The following is a 22,505-nucleotide window of genomic DNA, read 5'->3' on the forward strand; positions in this document are numbered from 1 at the left end:
AAGCGGTTATTTGCCGATGCAGAACGAGCTGAAGATAGCGCCCAGCAGATCATCGCTGCTGTAGTTGCCGGTGATTTCGCCAAGCGCCAGCTGCGCCTGGCGAAGTTCTTCGGCGGCGATTTCGCCAGTGCGCTGTTCGCCGAGATACAGGGCGGTGTGTTGCAAATGGACGTCTACTTGTTGCAGCGCCAGTACATGACGGCGACGTGCGCTGAATGCACCTTCGCCGCTGCCGGCCCCGGCAAGGTTCTTTAAGGTATCGCGTAGCGTTTCGAGGCCTTCGCCGGTCTTTGCCGAGGCCCATAGCCAACGGCGGCCATCGCGCTGTTCGCTATGTGGGTGATCGCTGTCCAGATCGATCTTGTTGACCAGCACCAACTGCTCGACGCTTTCGGCAACATCCGACAGCAGAGCGAGATCATCGTCAGCCTGCCTGGCATCGGTCACCAGCAACGCGACATCGGCGCGATGCAGTTCGCCGTGGGCGCGACGCACCCCCTCGCGCTCGATGTCATCATCGGTCTCGCGCAGGCCTGCGGTGTCCGCCAGTTCCAGCACGATGCCGTCAAAGCTCAACTGCTCGCGCAGCACATCGCGCGTCGTGCCCGCCGTCGCATTGACGATGGCGCGATCGCTACCGGCCAACGCGTTCAACAGACTGGACTTGCCCGCATTCGGACGTCCAACGATGGCCACGCGCAACCCATCGTTGAGACGCAATCCACGCAACGTCTCGCGCAGCAGATCGGCCAGTTCGGCTTGCACGGCCAGGAGCTGACGATTGATGGCCGGATCGGCGAGAAAGTCGATTTCCTCTTCCGGAAAATCGATCGCCGCTTCGATATGCACACGCAAGGCAATCAGCGATTGCAGCAGCGTATCAACCTTGCGTGAGAACACGCCTTCCATCGACTGCAGCGCGGCGCGTGCGCCGGCCTGCGAACGTGAAGCGATGAGATCGGCTACCGCTTCGGCCTGCGCCAGATCGAGCTTGCCGTTGAGAAAAGCACGCTCGGTAAATTCACCCGGCCGCGCCGGCCGCGCTCCCAACGCGCAGGCACGACGCAACAGCAGATCCAGCAATACGTTGTTGCCGTGGCCTTGCAGTTCCAGCACGTGCTCGCCGGTGTAGGAGGCCGGAGCAGGGAAATACATCAGCAACCCGCGATCGATCAGCACGCCATCAGCGTCACGAAACGCGGCGAAATGGGCGTGGCGTTGCCTGGGCGTGCGTCCAAGCAAGGTCTGCGCAATGAGCAGCGCGGCCGGGCCTGAAACCCGCACGACACCCACACCGCCCATGCCGGGCGCGCTGGCAATGGCAGCAATCGTGTCGCTGGATGAATCGGGTGACGGTGTGAGGGTCATCGGCATGCACTCTAAACGAAGACAGCCGCGATGGTTTCCCGATCGCGGCTGTCGATATCTCTAATTCTGTTGCACGCGGCCTTAGGCGGCTTTGCTTCCTTCTTCACGATCCACGTGATGGGTCACCCACCACTGCTGGCCCAGACCCACCAGGCCATTGATCGCGTAGTACAGACACAGGCCCGAAGGGTAAAAGGCAAACAGCAGCGTAAACAGCAGCGGCATCACCTTCATCATGCGCGCCTGCGCCGGATCCATGCCGGCGGCTGCAGGGTTGAGCCACTGCGTGCCCAGCATCACCAGCGCATAGATGATCGGCAGGATGTAGAACGGATCGGGCGAGCTGAGATCGGGGATCCACAGGAACGATGCGTGACGCAGCTCGATGCTGTATTCCAGCACGTAGAACAGGCCAAGAAACACCGGCATTGTGATCAGCACCGGCAGACAGCCGCCCATCGGATTGACCTTCTCCTTCTTGTACAGCTCCATGGTGGCCTGCTGCATCTTCAGCTTGTCGTCGCCGTAACGTTCCTTCAGCTGTGCAATACGCGGCTGCAGCTTGCGCATCTTGGCGCTGGACTTGTACTGGACGGCGGTCAGCTTCCAGGTCACGCCCTTGATCAGCAGCACCAGCAGGATGATCGCCACGCCCCAGTTATGCGCGATGGCATGCAGCTGCGACAGCACCCAGTGCATCGGCACCGCGATCGCCTTGAACATGCCGTAGTCGATGGTCAGGTCCAGGCCCGGCGCAATGGCGTCGAGGCTGCCCTGGATATTCGGGCCGAGATAAAGCTGCGACTGACTGGTACTTGTCTGGCCGGGCGCGACGCTCAGCGCCGGCCCCATCGTGCGGATCAGGTAATGCGGCTGGCCGCTGTCCGGATTGATCGTGCTGGTAACGTAGTGATCCATCTCGCCCGGCGGTGGAATCCAGGCGGCAAAGAAGTACAGCTTCAGCATCGCTGCCCAGCCACCCTTGATCTGGCTGTCGAGCTGATCCTTCGGCTCGGAAAAACTCTTGAAGGGCAACTTCTCGAATTTTTCGCCCGTGTACCAACCGGCACCCTGGGCAAAGCGTGTCTGCGGATCGGTATAACCCTTGATCCAGCTGCTGGGCTTGAGCGGCGCGGCGCGCAGCAGCTGCTGGTAGGCGTAGCCCTGCCATGACTGACTGCCACCGTTGTCGATGCGCTGAGTCAGACCGATCTCGTAACTACCGCGCTTGAACGTATAGGTCTTGGTGACTTTCAGACCGGCAGCATCCTGCCAGGTGAGATCAACTTTCAGCTCGTTCTGTCCGGGCGCCAGAGAGTAGTCGCTCTGCGCGGCGGTGAAGATCGCCTGATGGTTCGGCTGATCCGCTGGCGCCTTGTCGCTGCTGCTGACCAGGCCGTTCTGTGCCACGAAATAATCATCGTCGCTGTTGTCCAGCAACACCGTCGGTGGCGGGTTGGGCTGGTTGTGGGTCGGCGGTAGTGAAGGGTAGGCCAGCAGCTGGGTCTTCACCACACTGCCACCGCGCGTATCCACGGTCAGATGCAGGACATCGGTGTCGATGCTGATCAGCTTGGCGGTCGTTGCGCTGGGCGACGACGCGATTCCGGCCGTCTGAGCCGCACCAGGAATAGCGACGCTGGCTGTCGCGGCACCCTCGTTGGTAGCGATCGGAACGCTGCCATCGGATGGCGTGGCCGCGCTGCTTGAGCTGGCGACCGGTGTGGATGGCGGCAGCGGCGCGTAATCCTTCTCCCAGGCCAGAAACAGGAAATACCCCACGGCGAACAGGGCGAACATGAGAAAGGTGCGCGTTTGATTCATCGCGTAGCAAATCCGGGTAACGCCACGACAATGCAGAGCCGCGGAAGGTCAGGGAGGGAAGGTCGGATAAAGACTGGAGTCAACACGCAATTGTGGCGGTCGCAGCGGCCGGCTTCAATGGTGGGCAGATTCAGCGAACGGTTTCGCTGCGAGTCGCGAGCAACTTCTTCCACAGCAAATCGATTTCAGCAAGCAAATCCGGACCGGGAACACCGGCAGCCTGCTCTCGAGCCATCACCATCAGATCCACTGCCGGCAGCTGATGACGAACACGCCGAAACGATTCGCGCAGCAGTCGTTTGATCCGGTTGCGCTCGACGGCGCGCTTGGAAACCCGCTTGGATATCGCCAAGCCAAGCCGGGCATGACCGAGCTCGTTGCCGCGATAGCGCATATGAAAACAGCGGCCGCTTGCGCGTCCGCTGCTCGACCGCAATGCGGCGAATTCGGCCGGCCGGCGTAACCGCGCATCGCGCGGCAGACCGGCGGATTGCATGATCTACCGCTCGATTACGGGATCAGGCGCTTGCGGCCTTTCGCACGACGGGCATTGATGATCTTGCGACCATCGGCCGTGGCCATGCGGGCACGGAAACCGTGCGTGCGGGCGCGCTTGAGCTTGCTGGGCTGGAAGGTCCGCTTCATGGCGTACTCCGAAGGGAATGTTAATAAAAGGTCGCAAAGTATGTCCGGTATGCAGTACGACTGTCAAATCGGATTGACATCACGCCTGCATCGACCTGTGGACAGGGCTGTGCGCAACCGTGTGGATAATTCGCCCTGATGGTACCGACGCTGCTGCTAGACTTGGCTGCCCGCCATGCGCGAAAGCGCCCTAAAGTCCGTGGTTGAAACTATTCATGAGTGATTTGTGGCGGCGCTGCCTTGAGCGTCTGGAAGGCATTGTAAGCGCCGAAGACCTGCACACCTGGCTGATGCCCTTGCAGGCACGTGATGACGCGGATGGCTTGCAGCTGTTTGCGCCCAATTCCTACACGTTGGACACGGTGAAAGACCGTTATCTGTCGCTGATAGGCGAGGTGCTGAACCAACTGGCCGGACGTGCCATAACCGTTCGCGTGGATGTCGGTTCCAATTCGGCAAGGCCGCCGGCGCCGGCAAAAGCCGCTGTTTCTCCGCGCGCAAAGACGACGGAACCCACGGCGGCGACGTTCAATCACAACCTCGATCCGCACTACACCTTCGAAACCTTCGTCGAAGGCAAGTCGAACCAGCTGGGCAAGGCTGCCGCGATGCAAGTGGCGACCAACCCAGGCCGCGCGTATAACCCGCTGTTGCTTTACGGCGGCACCGGCTTGGGCAAGACCCATCTGATGCACGCTGCCGGCAACCTGATGCGCGAACACAACCCCAACTGCAAGGTGCTTTACCTGCGCTCGGAGCAGTTTGTTGGTTCGATGATCGAAGCGTTGCGCGCCAAGAGCATGGATGAGTTCAAGAAACGCTTTCGTTCGGTCGATGCGCTGCTGATCGACGATATTCAGTTCTTTGCCGGCAAGGACACGACGCAGGAAGAGTTTTTCCATACGTTCAACGCCCTATTCGAATCCAAGCAGCAAATCATCCTCACCTGCGACCGCTATCCGAAAGAAGTGGACAAGCTGGAGCCGCGGCTGAAGTCGCGGCTGGGCTGGGGATTGAGCGTGGCGATCGAACCGCCGGACTTCGAGACACGAGCAGCGATTCTGCTGGCCAAGGCGCACGAGAAAGGCGTCGCGGTGGACGAAAGTGTGGCGATGCTGCTGGCCAAACGCATCCGATCGAATGTTCGCGATCTCGAAGGTGCGCTGAACACGCTGGCGGCACGCGCCAATTTCTACGGCAAGCCCATCACCACCGATTTCGCCGAGGAAACTCTGCGTGATCTGCTGGCAACGCACGCCCAGGCCATCACCATCCCGAATATCCAGAAGATCACGGCTGAATACTTCAACGTACGCTTGCAGGATCTGCTGTCCAAGCGTCGCGTGCGTTCGCTGGCGAGGCCGCGACAGATGGCGATGACCTTGTCCAAGGAATTGACCGAACACAGCCTGCCCGAGATCGGTGAGGCTTTCGGTGGGCGCGACCACACGACCGTGATGCATGCCTGCAAGACCATCCGCAAATTTGTCGAAACCGATGCACGCATGCGCCAGGACTGGGAGCAATTGATTCGTACGCTGACCGGCTGACTCTGGCCTGTTGCAATATCGCGGCAAAGCTTAGGATAAGCATGCTTGCAGGCTGTGGATAAGAAGTGGATGAATTGGCTATCGGACTTATCCACAAACGGCACACAGGTAAATAGCCAGCACAAGCACAAGCACAAATCCGCGCAAGTTTTTGATTTTAATAGAGAATAGAAAGAATAAAAGTTATCCACCGCCTCTACTACTACTACTAAACTTCTTTTAAAAGACAGAACAGCAGTTACAGGAAAGCATAACCATGCAATTCAGCATCCAACGAGAAGTGCTGCTCAAACCCTTGCAGCAAGTAGTCGGCGTGGTGGAACGCCGTCAGACACTCCCTGTGCTGGCAAACCTGCTGGTCAAGGTTGCCGATGGCCGAGTGTCTTTTACTGGTACCGATCTTGAAGTCGAGATGGTGGCAACCACCGAAGCAGAGAAATTGGATGATGGTGAGATCACCATTCCAGCCCGAAAGCTTTTTGATATCGTCAAGGCATTGCCGGATGGCTCAAAGATCGAGCTGAAGCTCAACGGCGATCGCATAGCACTCAATGCAGGTCGTAGTCGTTTCACCTTGACTACGCTTCCCGCCAGCGAATTCCCAACGGTTGACGAAATCGAACTCGTCGAGAAAGTCAGCCTTCCCGAAGAAGTACTGCGTGATTTGATGGAGCGCACTTCATTCGCGATGGCGAATCAGGACGTCCGCTATTACTTGAACGGCATGCTGCTGGATTTGCAGGAGCATACACTTCGCTGCGTAGCCACCGACGGTCATCGTCTGGCGATGAAGGAAACCCAGTTGCAGAGTTCCGTGACAACACGCCGGCAGATCATCATTCCGCGCAAAGGCGTCAATGAGCTGGTTGGCTTGCTTGAATCCGGTGATGGCGAAGTCGAGCTTGAATTTGGCCGCAATCATCTTCGCGTGCATCGTGGCGATGTCGTTTTCACCTCCAAGTTGATTGATGGCCGGTTCCCGGATTATGAGGCAGTGATTCCTCTGGGTGCCGATAAAACAGCAACGCTGGATCGTGAAGTTCTGCGAGGCGCTTTGCAGCGCGCGGCGATTCTGTCGAACGAAAAATATCGTGGCGTTCGTCTTGAACTCTCGCCTGGCAAACTGCGCATCGTTGCGCATAATCCGGAACAGGAAGAAGCGGTCGAGGAAGTTGAGGCCGACACCCACGTCTCTGATCTCGCAGTCGGTTTCAACGTGGGCTATTTGCTGGATGCCTTGGCCGCGCTACGCGGTGACAAGGCCCGATTGAGCCTGCGTGATGCCCAGTCCAGCTGTCTGGTGCAGGAACACGACAACGAGCATTCCCGTCACGTGATCATGCCGTTGCGCCTCTGACCTCTGTTGCATGGTTATTGCTTCGAATTATCGTGGGTTTGAACGCCGGAACTCCCTCAGGGGATTCCGGCGTTTTTACGTGCGCGGATCTTTCGCATGAGGATCGAACGGCTTCGTATCCGTGGTTTGCGCTGCCTGACCGATATCGATCTCGCATTGAATCCGGCGATCAACCTTTTTATTGGTGACAACGGCGCAGGCAAAACCAGCGTTCTTGAAGCGGTGTTTTTGTTGTCCCATGCCAGTTCGTTTCGCAGCGGAGCAAAAGACGCCTTGCTCCAGCGTGGCGCCAACCAACTATCGGTCTTTGCCGAGTTGCGTCATTCGGATGATCGGATGTGTCGAATAGGTCTCGGTCGTGGCTCTGCACGTTGGGAAGCCAAGGTCGACGGTGAAAATGTTGCGCTTGGCCAATTGGTGCGTCAGTGCGCTGTCGTTTGTTTTGAACCTGGGTCACACGCACTTATCGCCGGACCTTCCGAGGAACGAAGGAGGTACCTCGACTGGGGCGTGTTCCACGTGGAACACGACTTCATCTCCTGCTGGCGACGCTATCAGCGCGCATTAAAGCAACGGAATAGTCTGCTCCGATCAAGCACTATCGTCTCCGATGCTCTTTTCGAACCTTGGGAGAGTGAGTTGGCTCAGACGGCCGAGCGAATTGACAGCTTCCGACGTGCCTATCTAGATCTATTGCGTCCCAAGCTAGCTTCGAGCGCGGCTGGACTTCTCCCTGAGCTTGGCGGATTGGAGCTGCGCTATCGCAGGGGATGGGCAGAAGACGCAGATCTTGGCCGTTTGCTCCAGGAACAACGGGGTAGGGATGTCGCCCGTGGCCACACAACGGTTGGGCCACACCGCGCGGATTGGTCGATTGCTTTTGAGCACGCACCTCTGCGCGAGCATCTCTCGCGCGGTCAAGAGAAATTGACCGCTTTAGGCTGCATGCTGGCGCAAGCGCAGCTTCACGCTGACTGTTGCGGGGAATGGCCGGTGGTCTGCCTGGACGATCTGGCCTCTGAACTGGATCAGGCCCATCAAACGGCGGTCGTCGAGCAGTTGATCGCAGCCGGTGCGCAGGTTCTGCTGACGGGCACAGAAGCACCGCGGGCCTTGAGTGCGATTTCAACCAGCATGTTCCACGTGGAACAGGGCTTGGTCGCGCGCCTGCTATAATCGAAAGGTTGCATCCATCGACAATGCATAACCCTTGCCCGACCCGTCACCGCGCCATCGCGATGGGTCGCTGGCGCCAGGAAACGGTCATCGAATGAACGAAGAATCCACCAACGAACCGACGTACGACTCGAGTAACATCAAGGTACTGAAAGGCTTGGAAGCGGTGCGCAAGCGCCCCGGCATGTACATCGGCGATACCGATGACGGCACCGGCCTGCATCACATGGTGTTCGAAGTGGTGGATAACGCCATCGACGAAGCGTTGGCGGGTTATTGCGACAGAGTCATCGTTACCATCCATGAGGATGAGTCGGTCAGCGTGATCGACAACGGCCGCGGTATCCCAGTGGATACACATCCGGAAGAGGGCCGTTCCACCGCTGAGGTGGTGATGACGGTGCTGCACGCTGGTGGCAAGTTTGATGCAAACTCCTACAAGGTTTCCGGCGGCCTGCACGGCGTTGGCGTCTCGGTGGTCAACGCGTTGAGCGAGCACTTGTGGCTCACCATTTACCGCGGCGACGAGGAATACCAGCAGGAATACGCCCACGGCGAGCCGCTGTATCCGCTCAAATCGGTCGGTGCATCGAACAAGCGTGGCACGCTTGTTCGCTTCAAACCCAGCCCGGCCACGTTCACCAACAATCTCGAGTTTCACTACGACATTCTGGCCAAGCGTCTGCGAGAACTGGCCTTCCTCAACTCCGGCGTCACGATCGAGCTGAAGGACGAGCGTGGCGATGGCCGAAACGACACGTTTGCCTACGAAGGCGGCATCCGCTCCTTCGTGCAGCATCTGGCGCAGCTGAAGACAGCGTTGCACTCGAACGTGATCAGCCTGACCGCGGAGCAGGACGGAATCACGGTGGAAGTGGCGATGCAGTGGACCGACTCCTACCAGGAATCGATGTACTGCTTTACCAACAATATTCCGCAGCGCGATGGTGGTACGCATCTCACCGGTTTTCGCGCCGCACTGACCCGTTCGCTGCAAAGCTACATCGAGAAATCCGGTCTGGCGAAAAACGCCAAGGTCACGCCGACCGGCGATGACATGCGCGAAGGCATGATTGCCGTGCTGTCGGTCAAGGTACCCGATCCGAAGTTCTCCTCGCAGACCAAGGACAAGCTGGTCTCGTCCGAGGTCAAGACGGTGGTGGAACAAGTCGTCAACGAGAAGCTGGGCGAATTCCTGCTCGAACATCCGAACGAGGCGAAGGCGATCGCTTCCAAGGTGGTCGATGCTGCCCGTGCCCGTGAAGCTGCCCGCAAGGCACGCGAGATGACACGCCGCAAGGGCGCGCTGGACATCGCCGGTCTGCCAGGCAAGCTGGCCGACTGCCAGGAGAAGGATCCGGCGCTGTGCGAACTGTTCCTGGTCGAGGGCGATTCGGCCGGCGGCTCGGCCAAGCAGGGCCGCAACCGCAAGACCCAGGCCGTGCTGCCGCTGAAGGGCAAGATCCTGAATGTCGAGAAGGCACGTTTTGACCGTATGCTGGCCTCGGCCGAGGTCGGCACGCTGATCACCGCGCTAGGCACCGGCATCGGCAAGGACGAGTACAACCCGGACAAGCTGCGTTACCACCGCATCATCCTGATGACCGATGCGGACGTCGACGGTTCGCATATCCGCACCCTGCTGCTGACGTTCTTCTATCGCCAGATGCCCGAACTGATCGAGCGCGGTCACATCTACATCGGCCTGCCGCCGCTGTACAAGGTGAAGCAGGGCAAGCAGGAGTTGTACATCAAGGACGACACGGCGCTAAACGATTACCTAATCTCCAGTGCGGTCGACAACGCCGCGCTGACCTACAGCCCGGATGCACCGCCGATCACCGGCGAGGCGCTCGAAAAGCTGCTGCGCAGCTACCAGCAGGCGCTCGACCAGATCGCCAAGTTGTCGCACCGCTTCGACGCTACCGTGCTCAACGCGATGCTCGAGCACACGCCGTTGGAGCCGGCGTTGTGGGCCGATCCGGCAGTTATGCAGACTTGGCTAACGCAGGCCGAACAGCGACTGGCCGCGAGTGGCTTGGGTAAACCGCGCTACAAACTGTCGTTGCGGGCGGCCGTCGGTGAACAGCCTGCCGCCATCGAAGTGGTACGCGAGCAGCATGGACTCAGCCACACCTGGTTTCTGCCGCAGCCGTTCTTCGCCAGCAACGAGTTTCGTCCCATCCTCGCTGTCAGTCAGCAGGTGGCGGCCATGATCCAGGCCGATGCCGTGGTTCGTCGTGGCAACGCGTCGCGCGGCGTGCTCAGCTTTGTCGAAGCCCGCAACTGGCTGCTCGACGAAGCGAAAAAGGGCCGCAGCATCCAGCGATTCAAGGGTCTGGGCGAAATGAATCCGGAGCAGCTGTGGGAAACCACGGTGAACCCGGAAACCCGCCGCATGTTGCAGGTTGGTGTGGAAGATGCCATCGCCGCCGATCAGATGTTCTCGATGCTGATGGGCGAGGCGGTAGAGCCTCGCCGGGATTTTATCGAGGCGAACGCTCTCAAGGTCGCCAATCTGGACGTCTGAGGATCGGTTGAACGGGTCAAATGCATTCGGCAAATTTGACCCGTTCGCAATCTTCGTAGCGAATATCCGCGGTGAGTGATCGCGAAACCTTCAAGCTTTTGATTTTAATGAATATTTAATGCGGCAGTGCGACTTGTTATACGGTGCCTGCTCGGGTTAATCTCCATAGTCAACTCGCGGTTTTCAAACGAGCATCGAATGATGAGGATCACCATGAAGCATGTCCACGGATTCACCACACTGGCGAGCGCCGCCCTGATGCTGATGTTGGCGAGCAGCCCGGTGCTGGCGAAAGACAGCCCGTCCAAGGACAAGCCGGAAGTGCAGTATCCCAACGCTACCCGCGTCGCGCCCAAGCTCGACCTGACCAGCGAAAAGGATCAGAAAAACCTCAATGCCGGTCTTGATGCGGTAAGCGCAAATGACAAGGCAAAGGCACTGCAGTATCTGCAGCCCATCGTCGATGGCAGCAAGAGCAAATATGCCCAGGCGCTCGCCTTGCAGGGTCTGGCCACGATCAAGTATCAGGTCGACAACGATCCCAAGGGCGCCATCGCGTTGCTGCAGCAGTCACTGGCCAATGGCGTCATGCCCAACGACACGTATTTCCAGCTGGAATACATGCTGGCGCAGTTCCAGGTCGCGGACGAGGAATACCAGCCGGCGCTCGACACCATTACCAAGTGGCGTGCCGAGGGCAAGAAAGAAACCGCTAACTCCTACGCACTCGAGGGCAATGTTGATTACCGGCTGGGCAAATTCCCCGAAGCCATTACCGCCATCAAGAAAGCGCAGTCGTTGACCGACAAACCCGAGGCGAGCTGGAACCAGATTCTCATGGCCAGCTACTCGCAGTCCGGCCAGGGCGATCAGGCCGCGCAGGTTGCGCAACAGCAGCTCGCCGCCAACCCGAACGATCCCAATGCGCTCGACAATGCTGTTGCCGTATTGATGCAGGCGAACAAGAATGACGAAGCCATCCAGGTCATGGAAAGGGCCCGCGCCAGCGGCACGCTGAAAACCGAAGCCAACTACACCAATCTGGCCAAGCTCTATCTGATCCGTGCCCAGTCCAGCAGCACCGACTCCAAGCCCGATGCAAGCAAATCCGCACAGGTGCTGGAGGAGGGCATGAGCAAAAGCATCGTCACGTCCAGCGCGGAGAATTATCTGCTGCTCGGCGAAGCCGACGAGCTCTCTGACAACACCAACGGCGCCGTTGATGCCTACACCAAGGCAATGCCAACGGCCAAAGACGGCGAGGCCGCCATCCGCGGCGGACAGATCCTGCTGTCGGAGCAGAAATACAGTCAGGCAAAGTCGATGATCCAGCAAGGCATCGATAAAGGAGTCAAGCAGAAGGGTTCGGCATACATGCTGCTGGCCAATAGCGAGATCGGCCTCAAAGACAAACCCGCTGCTATCGCTGCAATGAAACAGGCTGCTCAGGATCCGCAGACCGCCGACAAGGCAAAGGCGTGGCTGAAAAAGGCTGGCGCGGGTAAATAATATCGAAGGTAAATGCCTCGCAGGCCAGATGGACATCCATTTATCTGCCCTTCAGAGGCTATACAAAAGTCATATGCTGTTGTACCGTTGAAAACCTTTCCCTGCGTCTCCCCAGCGGCGAGTTCCGTCCATACACCAGACGGTTTCAGGCCACGCCCTGCGGCAACGTTTTCTCCCGATTGATCAGCTTCAGACAGTGAAAGATGGCCTCAAGTAACCACGAAAACGAGAACGATGCCTTCAGTTGGAAGCGCACGCTGGCGCTTGCATTCGCGATTGGACTCCACGCATTTGCGTTCTTGCTGATGGTGGCGCCGATGGCCCCCCCGCATCAGGAAAACAAGGAAGCGGAAAAGGTCGTCAAGGTGAATTTCATCGAGCCGCCGCCACCGCCACCGCCACCGCCGCCGCCGCCGCCGGAGCCGCCAAAGCAGCCGCCGCCGAAAATCATCCAGCAGGTCAAGCCACCACCGACCCCGCCGCCGCCGACTCCGCCGCCGGCAGTGGATGAGGTATCGCAGAATGCGGTACAGGCACCGCCGCCGTCGCCGCCGTCGCCGCCAGCACCGCCGGCCGACATCGCCGCTGGTTCGGATCTCAGCTACGGCAATCGGCCACAGCCGAGTTATCCGCCGCAGGCCGTACGCCAGCATCACACGGGTACGGTGACCTTGCTGATCTTGGTCGGCCTGGATGGTGTACCGAAGGACGTCAAGGTGGAAAAATCCAGCGGCTTCCGCGAACTGGATCGCGCGGCAATGGATGCGGTACAAAAGTGGCGCTTCAATCCGGAGGTCAAGAACGGAAAGAAGGTGGAAGGCTATGCACGCGTTCCAATCAACTTCAACTTGGCCGAGTAATTAATCATCTGTCATCCGACGTCATTGGATTACAGTTACAGTTCACGCTTGACTTCCTATGGGTAGCGTTATGTTCTTACAGACTCCTGCAGCATCCGACGCCGCACAAGCGGGCGGCACCAGCAACGCCGAAGCCATGAAGCAGATGGGCTTCGACCACCTGATACATCACTTCGACGCCCTCGGCTGGATCGTCTTCGTGACCTTGGTGGTGATGTCCTTCTCCTCTTGGTACTTCATCATTGCCAATGCGATCCGCAATGCGATGGTGAATTCGCGCCGAGACAAAGTGATTGACGGTTTTTGGAATAACGGCTCCACCCAGGACGCGATTCGCGAGCTCGAAGCGCAGCCCAAGGGCGAACCGTTCTCGAAGATTGCACTCGACGCTGCTTCGGCAGTGGCCCATCACCAGCAGTCTTCAACCGGTGCCGGCCGCCTCGCCGAGTCGCTGAGCCGTTCGGAATTCATTGACCGCGCGCTTCGTCAGGCCGTGTCGCGCGAAAGCCTGCGTCTGGAAGGTGGTCTGACCCTGCTGGCAACGGTGGGTTCTTCCGCACCGTTCGTCGGTCTGCTCGGTACCGTCTGGGGTATCTACAACGCTCTTATCGGCATTGCAGCTACCGGCAACGCTTCGATGAGCGCCGTGGCAGGTCCCGTCGGTGAGGCTCTGATCATGACCGCGTTCGGTCTGTTCACCGCCATCCCGGCCGTGCTCGCCTACAACTTCTTCAATCGCTCCAACCGTCTGACGTACGCTCGCTTCGACGAATTCGCGCATGACCTGCACGACTTCTTCGCTACCGGCTCGCGCGTCGAAGGCGCCGCACCGACCCTGAAGTGAGGTCTGACTCATGTCTATGAGCTCAGGTGGTAATTCCGGTGGTCCGATGTCGGAGATCAATGTCACGCCGCTAGTCGACGTGATGTTGGTACTACTGATCATCTTCATGATCACTGCGCCGCTGATGTCGCACACGGTGACGATCGATTTGCCGACGGCCAACCCGAAGTCCAAGGACGAGGAAGTCAAAACACCGCCTTTGGACCTCGCGGTCAAGCAGGATGGCAGCTTGTATTTCAACGATCACCCGATCACGGCAGCTGAGCTGAAGGCGCAGTTCCTGGTGAAGGCTCAGCAGACGCCGCAGCCGGAACTGCAGATCCGTGCCGACAAGTCGACCGAGTTCAAGATCGTGAAAAAGATCATCAGTGACGCAAAAGACTCGGGCATGGTGCACGTCGCATTCTTGACCACCGCTCCATTGAAGGGACAGTGACGTATGGCCTTTACCAGCAATAGCGGCGGCGGCCCGATGGCGGACATCAACGTCACGCCGTTGGTCGACGTGATGCTGGTGCTGTTGATCATTTTCATGATCACGGCACCGGTGCTTTCGCTCAAGATCAAGGTCGATCTGCCGCAGCCGAATCAAAACATCCCTCCACCGACCAATCCAAAGGATCCTATCCATCTCAAGATCGATCAGAGTGGTGCGTTCTACTGGAACGATACGCCGGTGGATGAGTTGGGCTTGAAGGCACAGCTGGCCGTCATCGCCCAGCAGCCGGATCCGGCTGAAATCCAGATCGCGGCAGACGACGCAGCGGCCTATCAGTATGTGGCACGCGTGCTGGCAGATGCGAAGAGCTACAACCTGACCAAAATTGGATTTGCCGATAGCCAGTGATCTGAGAGTTTCTCAAATTGCTTACAAAACAAACCCCCGCCTCGAGCGGGGGTTTGTTTTTGGTGGACTGAAACTTCAGTGACAGCTATCGACAATGCTCAGCGCAGGATTTGCACATAGTTGCGTACGGTCACGGCCAGTCCCTCATACAGTGCTTCACCGATCAAAGCGTGCCCGATCGATACTTCGGCCAATCCTGGAATCGCTGCCTTGAAGGTGCCTAGATTCGCCTGACTGAGATCGTGTCCTGCATTGACTGCCAATCCTGCCCGTTGTGCCCGGCGGGCGGTGTCCGCGCAGGCGGCCAGGGCTACGCCCGGCTTTCCTTCGACAAACGCTTGCGCATAGGGACCTGTATAAATTTCGATCCGCTCGACACCAATCGCCACGGCCGAATCGAAATTTTCGGTACCGGCATCGACAAACAGGCTGACGCGGCAACCCAGCTCAAGCAGCTCGGCCACCAGCGGACGCAGGCGATCGATATCGCGTTCGAGATCAAAACCGTGATCGGAGGTGATCTGACCATCACTATCCGGCACCAGGGTCACCTGTGTCGGCCGTACCTCGCGAGCGAGCGCAATGAGCCCGGGATACTCTCCGCGCGCACCGGCAAACGGATTGCCTTCGATGTTGTATTCCACCCGACCCCGTAGCAACGCGGCCAGCGCTCGCACGTCGTCCGGTCGCACGTGGCGAAGGTCGGGCCGTGGATGCACGGTAATGCCGCCGCAGCCGGACTCAATGCAGGTCTGCGCCGCCTTGCAGATGTCCGGTTCATCGCCGCCGCGCGAATTACGCAGAACTGCGATTTTATTGAGATTGACGCTGAGCAAAGTCATGGCGGCGAAACGATTCCATCAGTTGAAGATGATGCGCGGGATAGCGATGCCTAGATTAGCCGAGCGACGTGAACGGTGTTGTATCGCTCAAAGCTTATGTCGCAACTATCCAGCTTTGGATCTGTCTTGCCGGGCCACGCCAGGCCAGAGCAGCGAAATAGTTGTCGCCGACATCAAGTCGCTGCAACTGCCAGGCAAGAGCGTCATCACCGTCGAGCCAGTGCAGCATGAGTTGTCCATGCTCATTCGCCACATGGAGGCGATCAAGCCCGAACGCGATACCTCGACCGACGGCCTTCAAGACAGCTTCCTTTGCTGTCCATAATTCGAGAAACGCGACGTTGCGTGTTTCGGTCTGTAGCGCATTCAAAGCGGCCAGTTCGGCCTTGCAGAAATAGTGCTCGGCAATATCCAGCGCGCGCGCGCGATCACGTCGGCGTTCGATATCTATGCCGGGAGTGAGGTGTCTTCCAATCGCGATCAGCGCGTAATCACCGCTGTGTGACCAGTTGAATCCCAATGATGCGTCGTGCGCCGGATCAAGCGCTGGTCGTCCAAACTCGCCATCGACCAGTGCGACGTCATCGCTGGGTATCCCAAGATACGCGCCCAGCACCTGTTGCAAAGGGTTGCGTTTCTGCTGTCGTTTATATGACAGGCGAAACACGTGTACTTCGTCATCGCGCAGCCGCTGAGCGATCAGCCCGATGCTCTGCATATCCGTGGATTTCATGCCTGGATCTTACCGCCAGCACAACGAGTGCTGGCATTCTGCAGCAAAGCATCAGGATTCATCGGATGGCTATTTGATCAGTCGCTCATCGACTAGGCTCTTCACGACGCCGGGGTCAGCGAGTGTGGAAATATCGCCCAGCTGGTCGGGTAGGTTCTCACCGATCTTGCGCAGAATGCGGCGCATGATTTTACCCGAGCGCGTTTTCGGCAAACCCGGTGCCCACTGGATGTAATCCGGCGTAGCAATGGGTCCAATTTCCTTGCGTACCCATGCCACCAGCTCCTTCCGCAGCTCGTCGCTACTTTCCACGCCAGACACCAATGTCACGTAAGCGTAGATACCCTGGCCCTTGATATCGTGTGGACAGCCGACTACCGCTGCCTCTGCCACCTTGGGATGGGCCACTAGCGCGCTCTCAACTTCTGCCGTGCCGATGCGATGGCCGCTGACGTTGATCACGTCATCGACGCGTCCGGTGATCCAGTAGTAACCGTCCTCGTCGCGGCGTACGCCATCGCCAGTGAAGTAGCTGCCGGGGTAGGCGCTGAAATAGGTTTCAATAAAGCGCTGATGGTCGCCATAGACCGTGCGCATTTGCCCCGGCCACGAGTTGGTAATCAGCAAATTGCCTTCGGTCGCGCCCTGCTGTATTTCACCGTTTGCATCGACGATCGCTGGTTTGATGCCAAAGAACGGCAGCGTGGCCGACCCTGGCTTGACGTCGATGGCACCGGGTAGCGGCGTGATCAGAATCCCGCCGGTCTCGGTCTGCCACCACGTATCGACGATTGGGCAGCGCTCGTCGCCGACCACACGGTAATACCACTCCCATGCCTCGGGATTGATTGGCTCACCAACCGTGCCGAGCAGGCGCAGCGAAGCACGCGAGGCTTTCTTCACCGGCGCCTCGCCTTCGCGCATCAGTGCTCGGATGGCGGTCGGCGCGGTGTAGAACAGCGTGACCTTGTGTTTGTCCACTACGTCCCAGAAGCGGCTGTAGTCCGGATAGTTTGGTACGCCGTCGAACATCACCGTGGTAGCGCCGTTGGCCAGTGGTCCGTAAACCACATAGCTATGGCCGGTGATCCAGCCAACGTCGGCAGTGCACCAATACACGTCGTCTTCGCGCAGATCAAAAACACTTTCATGCGTGTAACTGGCGTAGACCAGATAACCACCGGTCGTGTGCAGCACGCCCTTCGGTTTGCCAGTTGAGCCGGAGGTGTAGAGGATGAACAGCGGATGCTCTGCTTCGACGGGCTCTGCCGGACATTCAGCCGTCTGGCCATCCATCAGATGGTGATAATAACGATCGCGCGGCGACTGCATCGGCACCGCGGCACCGGTGCGACGCACGACGATAACCGTCTCCACGCTATGGGTACCGGGGCGTTCCAACGCTGCATCGACATTGGATTTCAGCGCGATCTTCTTGCCTCCGCGCGTGCCTTCATCGGCGGTGATGACCAGCTTGGCGGTGAAGTCGGCAATCCGACCGGCCAGCGAATCCGGCGAAAATCCGCCAAACACCACCGAGTGGATCGCACCGATGCGCGCGCAAGCCAGCATCGCTACGGCTGCTTCTGGAAGCATCGGCAGATAAATCGCGACGCGGTCGCCCTTGGCCACGCCAAGATGCTTCAGTGTGTTGGCAAACTTGCATACCTCGGCGTGGAGCTCACGATAGCTGATGCGACGAGACTCATTCGGATCATCGCCTTCGAAGATGATCGCCGTCTTGTCGCCCCGCTCCGCCAGATGCCGATCGAGACAATTGGTTGTCACGTTGAGCATGCCGTCCTCGTACCAGCGAATGTGCAGGTCTTTCGGATCGAACGAGACGTCGCTGATTTTGGTTGGTGCCTTGCTCCACTCCAGCCGCTGCCCAACGCCTGCCCAGAAGCCGTCCGGATCCTCGATCGATTCGGCGTACCGCCGCGTGTAATCCGCTTTGCTGATGCGTGCCTTGGCAGCGAATTCGGGCTTGACAGGATAAAGCTTGGACATGGTGAGCCTCGCGCAGAGCCGGTGAAAAACCGCACCAGCAGGAAATCATCATGGCGCATCGCGCCACAGCCAGTGGCCGAGTGTAATACCGCAAGTGGCCATGCTGATGACGCGAGGCAAAAGATTCCGCGATCGAAATCACGATGGCCTTTTTTGAGTCTGAAAATGCAAAACGCAACAATTCACACTGTTGCGTTTTGCGACACATTATCAATTTTCGCGGATCAATTTCCGTAGATCCATACAGGTCGTTTGAATTAGATCGGCCGCACTAAATCACGCCATACAAATCAGTCGAATGTATTGAATCAAGCGCGCCTGAAAAGACCAATAATCACCAACAAAACAATCGCACCGATCATCGCGTGCAGGATGCTGGTGACAATCGGTCCGATGACAGCAAAGTGAATGCCGAGCTTCGGCAAAAGCCAGCCAGCGAGAAACGCGCCAACGATGCCGACCACAATATTGCCAAGCAGACCAAAGCCGAAACCACGCACGATCAGTCCGGCTAGCCAGCCGGCCATGGCGCCGATAAAGAGAAAAATAAGTAAGCTATATCCGTCCATCGTAAATTCCCAGGTAGACGAGGTGGCAGGCAAGCGGCGCACACCCCAAAGCCGCTGACGAGCAAGCTTCCGTTGCCCGATGTGCATTCACTGTGATGGGGTTTGGGGTGGCTAATGACTACCAAGCAACATTCCAAGGCTGATCGCGTCGATACAGCGGAAATGCGCAGGCGCTGCCTGTGCCGTGTCAGTCACGTCCCAACGGGTTCTTGCCTTCGCGTAGCCGCTTCAGATCGTATTCGGACAGGCTTTCGCTGCGCGCGTTGCCGGAAATTCTTGCCTGCGCAAAAGCCAGCGCTGTGGCGAACGCGCCGATGACGCTGATAAACAGCCACCATCCCATGGCGCCGCCCGTGTGACGGGTGAAACACAGCACGACGGCCAACAGCGTAACCATCAGCATCAACCAGCGCATGGCAGACCTCGATCAGGGTAAACACAACGCCAGCGAGAGCTGGACGCGTGCATCATAAACCGGCCGGCAAACGCCTCGCACCTGGCATCATCAGGGCGCTGCGCACGAACATTTTTCCGCCATGGGCGCCGGTGCTGACGGATGTCGCGGTCGTTGAGACATCGCGATGGCACCATCGGTTGATGGACAACGAGCAGCCAACAAACCTTCACGACTCGTCGAAGCCGGAAGGTCGCGCGATCAAGGGGCGCGGGGCGGCATCCAATCCGGAGGGCCGCTTCGAAACCATCCGCCATCATGCAGAAGACGACGGCTGGTCGCACGAGTTGCTCGATGAAACTGCACCGCGTCCACGCACCGAAGTCACCGAAGAGCGCGCGCGCAGCGTCATCAGCCGCAACGACTCGCCGGATATTCACTTTACCCAGGCGATCAATCCGTATCGCGGCTGCGAACACGGTTGCATCTATTGCTACGCGCGGCCATCGCACAGCTATCTCAATCTCTCGCCCGGACTGGATTTCGAAACCAAGCTGCGTGCGAAGAGCAATCTCGCCGAGGTGCTGCGCATCGATCTGGCCAAGCGCGGCTATGTCGTCAGCCCCATCAATATCGGCAGCAATACGGATCCCTATCAGCCGATCGAAAAGCGCTGGCAGCTGACGCGCGCCGCACTGCAGGTGCTGGCCGAATGCCATCACCCCTGCACCATCGTCACCAAGAACGCGCTGGTTGAACGCGATCTCGACATCCTGGTGCCGATGGCACGCGAAAACCTGGTGCAGGTCTTTGTCTCGGTCAATTCGCTGGATAATCAGCTGGCTGCCAAGCTTGAGCCGCGCGCCAGCGCACCGCATCGGCGGATCAAGACCATACGCACGCTCAGCGATGCGGGCGTCCCGGTCGGCGTGCTGGTGGCGCCGATCATCCCTGCGCTCAATGACAAGGACATGGAGGCCGTACTGGCGCAAGCCGCCGAAGCAGGCGCGTGCTGCGCCGGTTACACCACGCTGCGCCTGCCGTATGAGTTGAAAGCGCTGTTTCGCGAATGGCTGGCACTGCACGCCCCGCAGCGCGCCGATCACGTCATGAGCCTGGTGCAGCAGATGAACGCCGGGCGCGATTACGACAGCGACTTCGCTACCCGGATGCGTGGGCAAGGTGTTTTCGCCGATCTGCTGCGTCGTCGTTTCGACATCGCCAGTCGTCGGCACGGCTACGGTCGCGCGCGCGAACTCAAGCTCGATAGCTCACGCTTCGTGCCGCCGCGAAAACCTTCGCCGCAGGGCGACTTGTTTTGAGCGTAGCGACTTATTTCGACGCCGGCAGATATTTCCCGAACCAGGCCAGCGCGCGCTGCAGCACGTCACGTTGATGCGCCGGATCGACGAAGTGATGCCCCTCGTTTGGATAAACCACCAGCGAGGTTGTGACGCCTTGCGCGCGCAGCGCATGCCATAACTCGAACGACTGCGGAGCCGGACATTCGGCGTCGCGATCACCGACGACGATCAGCATCGGCGTTTTCAGCTGCTTGATGTAATTGATCGCCGAGCTTTTCGCGTAGACCGCCGGATCGTCGTACACCGACTTGCCGAAGAACGGGATCATCCACTGGTCGATCAGGTTTTCGCCGTAGTAACTCTGCCAGTTGGAAATGCCCGCGCCGGCCACCACCGCACGGAAGCGCTGTGTCTGCGTCGGCGCGAACATGCTCATGAACCCGCCGTAGCTCCAGCCGGTCAGACCAAGCCGCTTGTCATCCACTGGTAGCTTTTTTTCGATGGTGTCGACGCCGGCCAGGGTATCGTGCAAGTCGCCATAGCCGAAGTCCTTGCGGTTGGCCTGCACGAAAGCCTCGCCCTGGCCAAAGCTGCCCCGCGGATTCGGCATGAACACAAAATAGCCCAAGGTCGAGAACGGCACACCGCCAAAGCCGACCGATGGCCAGCGTGGAATCACGGCGGCGGACGGGCCGCCGTGCACCATCACAATCATCGGATACGATTTGCTCGCATCGTAGCCGGCGGGATAGAGCAACCAACCCTGTACGTGCCGACCTTCGTTATTCCACTCGACCGATTCCGCTTTGCCCCAGGTGGGCTTCAGCGCTGCATTGATGGTGGTGACCGCTTTGGGCGCCGTATTGCCAAGCACACCAGCGTGCACTTCCGGCGCATCGGTGTAGGAGCTCTGCACATAGGCCAGCTGCGCGTGATCGTGTGACAGTGACAATGCCATCTCGTCCGTGCCGTCACTGACGCTGGCCGGCACGCTGAACAGCACGTGGTCCTGCGTGGCCCTGTTGCCGTCGACGTGATACTCGGCGATCTCGCTCTCGCCGCCGCGCACCTGCGACACCAGCAGTTGTTGATCGTTGTTCCAGCTCAGCCACGCTGGTGTGACGCGTATGCCAGGCGTGAGGTTGGTCACGCCGCCGCCGCGAGATGGCACGGCGTAGATGTCGCCACCTGTCGACCCCTGGTCGCTCATCAGTCCACCGATGAAGGCAATCCGCGAGCCGTCCGGCGACCATCGAGGCAGGGCAATCTGCAGCCCGTGCAGATTGCCACTGACGCTACCTGGGTCGACCAAGACGGTGGCTTCGGCATTTGCCTGCGCGTTCTGCACATACAGCTTGGCCACCCACCAGTTGTTGTCGCCCGGCGCTGGCGCCGATACATAGGCGATGCGCTGGGCATCCGGCGACCAGCTGAATTCGTAGACGTAGCTGCTCGCGGGCGTAAGCACCTGCAGCGCACCGCCGGTGGCAGCGACGGTAGCGACGCGTTGTATTTCGAGCCCATCCACGCCTATTTCACCGGCCGCGGGTTTGGCCGCATATACCGCGCTTGCCCGGCGGGTCGCGCCCTCCACGTAAAGAAATGCCAGGCGGCTGCCGTCGCTGGACCAGCGCAACGCCTGGGCGTTGCCGTTCAATGTGGTCAGCGCAACGGGCTCGCCCTTGCCTTGCGTATCGGCCAATACGATTTGTGACGGGCGCGCCTCGTCCTTGTTGAGCGCGCCATTGCAGTCGGAGATGTAAGCCAGGTGACGCGAGTCCGGTGCCCAGGCGATCTCGTTCTGGCTGCAACTGCCTGCCTTGGCCGACGGATCGACAGAGCGCGCGTGACTGCCATCGGCATCAGCGATCTGGATGCCCGGTTTGTGATCGCTCTCGACGACCCAGGCAAGCTGCCGTCCGTCCGGTGACAGTTGTGCAGCCTGGATCGGCTTGACCTTGCCAAGCTGGGTCAGCAGGCTCTCGATGCGGGGATCGATGGCGGACGTGCCGGCAAGCACCGCCGGTGTGGCGGCGACAAGGGCGAGCAGGGCAGCGGCGCGCAAACGGTAAGTCATGGTGGATCCTTCAAGCACAAGCACTCACGCTAGCAGCCGACCGGGCGCGCACCAAGTGACGAAAGT

The 22,505-nt window shown here is 59.2% G+C and carries 20 protein-coding genes; 10 read left to right on the plus strand and 10 right to left on the minus strand.

What is annotated here, in order from left to right; translation table 11 throughout:
• Positions 1 to 6: 6 nt before the first annotated feature.
• The 4 genes from mnmE to rpmH form a co-directional block, all read right to left on the minus strand.
• Positions 7 to 1,368: a tRNA uridine-5-carboxymethylaminomethyl(34) synthesis GTPase MnmE gene (mnmE, locus tag HDE79_RS00525; protein WP_184599981.1), complete on the minus strand. Its 1,362-nt coding sequence runs from the start codon at positions 1,366 to 1,368 to the stop codon at positions 7 to 9.
• Between the two features lie 81 nt (positions 1,369 to 1,449).
• Positions 1,450 to 3,192, minus strand: a complete 1,743-nt coding sequence (gene yidC / locus HDE79_RS00530; protein ID WP_184599982.1) for a membrane protein insertase YidC — start codon at positions 3,190 to 3,192, stop codon at positions 1,450 to 1,452.
• Positions 3,193 to 3,322: 130 nt separating this feature from the next.
• Entirely contained in the window at positions 3,323 to 3,688 is a 366-nt protein-coding gene (gene rnpA, locus HDE79_RS00535) for a ribonuclease P protein component (RefSeq protein ID WP_184599983.1), read from the minus strand.
• Between the two features lie 14 nt (positions 3,689 to 3,702).
• On the minus strand, positions 3,703 to 3,837 hold the full coding sequence (rpmH, locus tag HDE79_RS00540; RefSeq protein WP_007082494.1) for a 50S ribosomal protein L34: 135 nt from the start codon (positions 3,835 to 3,837) through the stop codon (positions 3,703 to 3,705).
• A 215-nt stretch (positions 3,838 to 4,052) separates the two neighbouring features.
• Here rpmH and dnaA point away from each other — a divergent pair, with 215 nt between their 5' ends.
• The 9 genes from dnaA to HDE79_RS00585 all read left to right on the plus strand — a co-directional run bounded on the left by dnaA (position 4,053) and on the right by HDE79_RS00585 (position 14,510).
• Positions 4,053 to 5,387 carry a chromosomal replication initiator protein DnaA gene (gene dnaA / locus HDE79_RS00545; protein ID WP_184599984.1) on the plus strand — a complete coding sequence of 445 codons (1,335 nt, stop codon included), beginning with the start codon at positions 4,053 to 4,055 and terminating at the stop codon, positions 5,385 to 5,387.
• A 256-nt stretch (positions 5,388 to 5,643) separates the two neighbouring features.
• Positions 5,644 to 6,744, plus strand: a complete 1,101-nt coding sequence (gene dnaN, locus HDE79_RS00550) for a DNA polymerase III subunit beta (protein ID WP_184599985.1) — start codon at positions 5,644 to 5,646, stop codon at positions 6,742 to 6,744.
• A 96-nt stretch (positions 6,745 to 6,840) separates the two neighbouring features.
• Positions 6,841 to 7,920: a DNA replication/repair protein RecF gene (gene recF, locus HDE79_RS00555; RefSeq protein WP_184599986.1), complete on the plus strand. Its 1,080-nt coding sequence runs from the start codon at positions 6,841 to 6,843 to the stop codon at positions 7,918 to 7,920.
• Between the two features lie 94 nt (positions 7,921 to 8,014).
• The gene (gene gyrB, locus HDE79_RS00560) at positions 8,015 to 10,450 is read left to right on the plus strand and encodes a DNA topoisomerase (ATP-hydrolyzing) subunit B (RefSeq protein WP_184599987.1); all 2,436 of its coding nucleotides are present in this window, start codon (positions 8,015 to 8,017) and stop codon (positions 10,448 to 10,450) included.
• Positions 10,451 to 10,663: 213 nt separating this feature from the next.
• The gene (locus tag HDE79_RS00565) at positions 10,664 to 11,959 is read left to right on the plus strand and encodes a tetratricopeptide repeat protein (protein WP_184599988.1); all 1,296 of its coding nucleotides are present in this window, start codon (positions 10,664 to 10,666) and stop codon (positions 11,957 to 11,959) included.
• Positions 11,960 to 12,162: 203 nt separating this feature from the next.
• Entirely contained in the window at positions 12,163 to 12,819 is a 657-nt protein-coding gene (locus HDE79_RS00570; protein ID WP_184599989.1) for an energy transducer TonB, read from the plus strand.
• 70 nt (positions 12,820 to 12,889) lie between these two features.
• The gene (locus tag HDE79_RS00575; RefSeq protein WP_184599990.1) at positions 12,890 to 13,663 is read left to right on the plus strand and encodes a MotA/TolQ/ExbB proton channel family protein; all 774 of its coding nucleotides are present in this window, start codon (positions 12,890 to 12,892) and stop codon (positions 13,661 to 13,663) included.
• A 10-nt stretch (positions 13,664 to 13,673) separates the two neighbouring features.
• A complete protein-coding gene (locus HDE79_RS00580; RefSeq protein WP_184599991.1) occupies positions 13,674 to 14,099 on the plus strand; it encodes a biopolymer transporter ExbD in 426 nt (141 codons plus the stop codon).
• 3 nt (positions 14,100 to 14,102) lie between these two features.
• Complete coding sequence (locus HDE79_RS00585; RefSeq protein WP_184599992.1) at positions 14,103 to 14,510, plus strand: biopolymer transporter ExbD; 408 nt, start codon at positions 14,103 to 14,105, stop codon at positions 14,508 to 14,510.
• Between the two features lie 98 nt (positions 14,511 to 14,608).
• Here HDE79_RS00585 and HDE79_RS00590 read toward each other — a convergent pair whose 3' ends face one another.
• The 5 genes from HDE79_RS00590 to HDE79_RS00610 form a co-directional block, all read right to left on the minus strand.
• Entirely contained in the window at positions 14,609 to 15,352 is a 744-nt protein-coding gene (locus HDE79_RS00590; protein WP_184599993.1) for a pyridoxine 5'-phosphate synthase, read from the minus strand.
• A gap of 94 nt (positions 15,353 to 15,446) precedes the next feature.
• Positions 15,447 to 16,085, minus strand: coding sequence for a 4'-phosphopantetheinyl transferase superfamily protein (locus HDE79_RS00595; protein ID WP_184599994.1), 639 nt, complete (start codon positions 16,083 to 16,085; stop codon positions 15,447 to 15,449).
• A 69-nt stretch (positions 16,086 to 16,154) separates the two neighbouring features.
• Positions 16,155 to 18,095 (minus strand): acetate--CoA ligase, encoded by a 1,941-nt coding sequence (gene acs / locus HDE79_RS00600; RefSeq protein ID WP_184599995.1) that lies wholly within the window; start codon positions 18,093 to 18,095, stop codon positions 16,155 to 16,157.
• Between the two features lie 308 nt (positions 18,096 to 18,403).
• Entirely contained in the window at positions 18,404 to 18,706 is a 303-nt protein-coding gene (locus tag HDE79_RS00605; RefSeq protein WP_343205887.1) for a GlsB/YeaQ/YmgE family stress response membrane protein, read from the minus strand.
• Between the two features lie 145 nt (positions 18,707 to 18,851).
• Positions 18,852 to 19,079, minus strand: a complete 228-nt coding sequence (locus tag HDE79_RS00610; RefSeq protein ID WP_184599996.1) for a hypothetical protein — start codon at positions 19,077 to 19,079, stop codon at positions 18,852 to 18,854.
• A 182-nt stretch (positions 19,080 to 19,261) separates the two neighbouring features.
• On the opposite strand from HDE79_RS00610, the gene HDE79_RS00615 reads away from it, so the two are divergent.
• On the plus strand, positions 19,262 to 20,380 hold the full coding sequence (locus tag HDE79_RS00615; protein WP_184601045.1) for a PA0069 family radical SAM protein: 1,119 nt from the start codon (positions 19,262 to 19,264) through the stop codon (positions 20,378 to 20,380).
• Positions 20,381 to 20,390: 10 nt separating this feature from the next.
• On the opposite strand, the gene HDE79_RS00620 is transcribed toward HDE79_RS00615, so the two are convergent.
• Positions 20,391 to 22,439 (minus strand): S9 family peptidase, encoded by a 2,049-nt coding sequence (locus tag HDE79_RS00620; protein ID WP_184599997.1) that lies wholly within the window; start codon positions 22,437 to 22,439, stop codon positions 20,391 to 20,393.
• Positions 22,440 to 22,505 lie beyond the last annotated feature (66 nt).

This window comes from Rhodanobacter sp. MP1X3 (assembly GCF_014207165.1).
Classification (GTDB): domain Bacteria; phylum Pseudomonadota; class Gammaproteobacteria; order Xanthomonadales; family Rhodanobacteraceae; genus Rhodanobacter.